The sequence below is a fragment of the Actinoplanes sp. NPDC048791 genome, assembly GCF_040650095.1.
Lineage (GTDB): Bacteria > Actinomycetota > Actinomycetes > Mycobacteriales > Micromonosporaceae > Actinoplanes.
Map to the genome: position 1 here is coordinate 1 of NZ_JBEZGQ010000728.1, position 4,436 is coordinate 4,436.

The window sequence follows — 4,436 nt, forward strand, 5'->3', positions numbered from 1 at the left end:
GGGTGTGGATGCGGCACGGATGCCGACGACCCGGCTACGCCGGCAGCGGCACGAAAGCCACCGCGTCGTAGCCGACGGAACTGCCGTCCGACGGCGAGCGGGTGTTCTCAAGGTTGACCGTCAGCCCGGCGTCGGTCTGGTAGCGGCCCAGGTTGACCCACTTACCGGCGTTGGCTGTCTGATCGACGGTGGCCTGCCGGATGCGGCCGTCCAGCGACCGGATGTGGTAGATCGCCCGCGTGGTCCGCGCACCGTGCGCCGGGATATAGACCCAGACGCCGATCGTCCCGTTCATCTCGACCGGGCTCTTCCAGGTTCCGGTGACGCGCCACGCGCCGCCGTACCGGGCCCGTGCGAACCAGTTGTGGCCGGCGAATCCGCTGTCCAACTGCTGGAATTCGATCTTGGAGGTCAGCTGGTCCGCCGCGACGCCGGCGAAGTCGAGACTGAAGCTGCCCCGCGGGAAGTTCGTCTTGCCACAGCGTGGGGTCACCGTCCCGGACGGCACGTCGTCGACGATCACCGTACCCGCGATGAACGCCGGGTTGGGCGTGCACGGCGGCGGATAGTGGGTGGCGTCCGCCGGCTCCGCGTAGTTGCCGCTGAGGTCGTACCGGATGCCCTCGAAACCGCAGCTGGCCGCGCAGTCCGCCTTCCACACCACGGACTCGTGGATCCAGCACTTGAGGTCGTACTGCCCGGCGTCGTTCTTGTGCAGGCACGGCCCCGGCTTCTCGTTCTCCATACCCGGCTCGTTCGGCTGAACCGCCAGGTCGGGGTCACAGGTGTTGGCCGCGGTGCAGAACAGCTTCGGGTCGGGCTTCGCGGCGCTCCGGCGCAACCGTGCTCCGATCTCCCCCTCGATGCCGTCCTTCGTCGCGTTCCAGGACGCGATGCGGAAGCCGGTTCCATCGACAGTGTCGATCGACTGCGCCGCCCAGCCCATCACCTTCTCCTGATAGGGCCAGTCCTGCGGGTGGGAGGCATCGCGCATGGTCGGCGCGTTGTCGCCGTAGACCTCCGGGTGCGCGACGTCGAGGAACATGTGCCGGGTCGGGTCGTAACGCGGGTTGATCGGGTTGTTGCCCCAGCCCATGCCCCACGGCTTGCCGGCGCCCTCGTACGGGTGGTAACCGCTGTTGTAGGCCCAGGCGGCGAAGAACCAGTTCTCGATGCGAGTCGGATCCCCGTTGTTGATGACCAGACCGTCCTCCATCGTCGCGTTCCACTTCTCCTGGAGGATCTGGAGGCCGGCGGCGATGTTGACGGCGTAGTCGAGGGCGATCGCGCGCTGGCGGAACGTACTGCGGGCGACCTCACCCGGCTTCTCGTGGCCGGCCTTGCGCATGCCGTCGGTGACCTGGCCGATGCCGTATCCACAGTCCGAGTCGGCCCAGTGGATCTGCCAGTCGTCGCTGGTGTCGGCGTCGTAGTAGTGCTGGCCGTAGTAGTTGCCGATCAGCGGGCTGCCGTACTCACCCGAGTCCGCCTGCGACGCCTGCCAGAGGTTGGTCTCCTGGGCGAGGATGCCGAGCATGATCTGCGCCGCGACGTGACCGCCGCCGTACAGTGGTCGACTCGGGTACAGCTCCTGCGGCGAGTACGACCCGAGCCCGAAGTTGCGGTAGCCGGCCGGGCGCACCGTCGTGAGGCCGTTGAAGATCGCGTAGTCCACCGCCCACTCGATCTGCCGGTTCCGGGGCTGGTAAGCCATCGTGTGGATGTCGTTGCGCGGCACCGAGCAGTAGGCCTCCGTCTCCACCGGTTCGGACGGCGACGCGGCGGCGACGCGGGCGGCGGCCTTAGGCGCGACCGCGTTCGGCGAGCCGGCCTTCGCCGAGGCCGCCTCGGCCGGCTCCGCGTTCACCGGTGCCGGAGTGCCGGGCGCCACCGTGAACGGCACGCTGGCTCCGGTCGCCGGGACCCGGGCGGCGAGCCGCAGAGACTTGCGTGTGACCGGCCGGGTGTCGCTCGGGAACACGTCCACTGCGGCGAGTTCCTGCTGCACCGCCATCCGGCCCTGCGTGGACAGATCTGCCTGCGGGTCTGCCGCGACCCGCGAGACCTGCGCGGGAAGCGGGCGAACCGCCGTCGGCGTACCGGTCAGAAAGACCCGGCCGGCCGAACCCCGGGCCAGACCGAACGCACCGAGACGGCCCTCCGCGAGCAGAGCGCCGCGCCCGCCTGCCAAGCGACGGGCGGCCATTCCGGCCGTCGTCTGCTCCAGGTAGCTGACACCGCCCGCGCCGTCCACGGTCAACCCGAACGGTACGGCCGTCGTCCTGATCCGTTCCCGGGACCTGCCATCGGCGGTGATCTCCGCGATGCCGTTGCCGCGGGCCGCGAAAAAGCCGGCACCGGCCGGTACCGCCGAGGTGGCCTGCCCGGTCAGCTCCACCGCCTTGGCGAGGGTGGCCCGGCCGGCGTCCAGTTTGAGCAGCCGGGTCTTCGGCAGGTTCTCATCGCCCTCCTGCGTGAGCGCCACGTTCTCGTCAGTGCCGCACCCCGGGTTGAAGTAGGCGAGGCTGGTGGTGACCGGCAGTCGGGTGACCGCACCGGTGTCCAGGTCGACGACCGCGGTGAAGCCGCCGCGCCCACTCAGCTCGGCGTGATTGGTGAAGTTGCGCGGCGCGTACACGGCGACCACCCGGCGACCCGAGCCGGTGATGCAGGCGTTGCCGACCCACCGGTCGGTGGCGAAGCCCGGCTCCGCCAGGGTCGCGGCATCCCGCCAGGCGTACCCCTTTGCGGAGTCGGCCACCAGGATGTGGAATCCGTCGGCGTCGCTCGCGGTGGTCCAGGCCCGGTCACCGGAGGAGCGCCAGCCGGAGCCGAGCACCTTGTCGCGCACTGCGGGTGCGACCGCACCGGCGCTCTTCAGGTCCGCGGCCACCGGACCGGCGGCCTCGGCGAGTGCGGGTGCGTAGAGGGCCGCGGTGGCGGCGACGACGGCGGCGGCGATGTTCGCCAGGGGCCGCCGGACACGTACTTTCATGACGGCCGCCTTCATCGGATGTCGTTTGCTTTGTTGAGGATGGTGAGGTCGGAGCCGAAGACGCCGCGGAAAGCCTCGAACACGTTGCCCATGCTCTGCGCGTCCACGAACGTGTTCTGGTCGTTGTCGATCCCACCGAGTTCCAACCGGACAAGGATGCCGCGGAGCGTGACTCCGGTGAGCTGTCCCCCGTCGATCGTGAAGACCGGCGCGCCGACGTCGCCCTCACCGAGGACCGGGTCTACGCACTGGTCTTCCTCGAACTGCCTCGGGTTCGTCAGCACCCCGCAGGACGATCCATCCATCAGCGTGTAGGGGCGGGGCGCAGTCCCCGGGATGATCGGGGTCAGGTAGAAGACCTTGTGCGACACGCCCTGCGAGCCCGGGGTGTAGGCGTTGTATGTGCCGACCGCGCTGTCGCTGACCTTGGCGTTGCAGGCGACCCCGGTGTGCGCTCCGGAGATGCAGACGGTCTGCCCGCCGACAAGACTTCCCCACGACTCGACCGACCAGCCGATCTCGCTCCACGTCCCGCCGGTGTAAACGAACGGCTCGGCTCCGCCGGTCGGACGGGTCAGCATCACCCCGAAGTCGTCGTTCACCCAACAGTCACAGCCGGCGAGCGAGTCGTTGACGGCGACACCGGTCGGATCCAGGAACAGCTGCCGCGGCCGGCCGCAGGACGCGGCGCCGAGCATCAACTCGGTGTTGGTGCGCTTGTCCAGCATCGGGAAGCCCGACGTGCAGTGCCACTTGTCGTCGTAGTTGGCGACGTTGCCGACAGCGTTGCGGGCCTGCGCACCGCCGTTGCCGCCGGTCGCGTTGGAGTTGATCCAGTGCGCGCCGCCCCACGCCGGCCGGGTGTCGTCCTGCCGGCTGGGCGACGGCGGCTGGTTCACGGCCAGGGCCTTGGCCGCGGTCGCCTTGGCCGCGGTCGTCTTCTTCGCGGAAGTGGCGGACTTCTTCACCTTGGCGGGAGTGGCCGCCTTCTTCACCGTCAGCGGCACCGGAGTCGAGGGGAGCAGCGCCTTCGCCGCCGCCGGGTCCTCGGCGCTCACCGTGAGGCCGGTCCCGGAGACCGGAACGCTAACCGTGACAGATTTGCCGAGCGGTTCGATGCTGCGCAGCACCTGGCTCGCGGCCGCGGTGAGTTCCTGGCGGGAGAAGCGCGCCTGTTCGACGGCGACCGGAACCTTCCGGGCCTCCCGGTCGATGACCGTGCGGACCCCGGCGGGCGGCTGTCCCTTCCAGTAGACCCGCACCCGTGAGCCGTCGTCGGTGAGAGCCACCCCGGTGAAACCGGACGCCTTGCCGTTGCCGGCCGCGGCAGTGATCCGCTCGGCCGCACCGACCAGCGGCGCTTCCCGGCGCATCCGCTCGATCGCCGCCATCGGCACACCGTTGAGGTCACCCGGGGCGGTGGCCGGACCCGCGACCGCCG

General features: G+C 70.0%; 2 protein-coding genes. Both read right to left on the reverse strand.

Features of this window, described 5'->3' with window-relative positions:
• Positions 1-34: 34 nt before the first annotated feature.
• The gene (locus AB0C29_RS35575) at positions 35-2,995 is read right to left on the reverse strand and encodes a hypothetical protein (RefSeq protein ID WP_360829864.1); all 2,961 of its coding nucleotides are present in this window, start codon (positions 2,993-2,995) and stop codon (positions 35-37) included.
• Positions 2,996-3,006: 11 nt separating this feature from the next.
• The coding region (locus AB0C29_RS35580) for a hypothetical protein (RefSeq protein ID WP_360829866.1) at positions 3,007-4,436 on the reverse strand (1,430 nt) is incomplete at its 5' end.

Excerpts from the sequence above, each read along its gene's own strand:
- AB0C29_RS35575 (WP_360829864.1), bottom strand. The coding sequence starts at position 2,995 with ATGAAAGTACGTGTCCGGCGGCCCCTGGCGAACATCGCCGCCGCCGTC.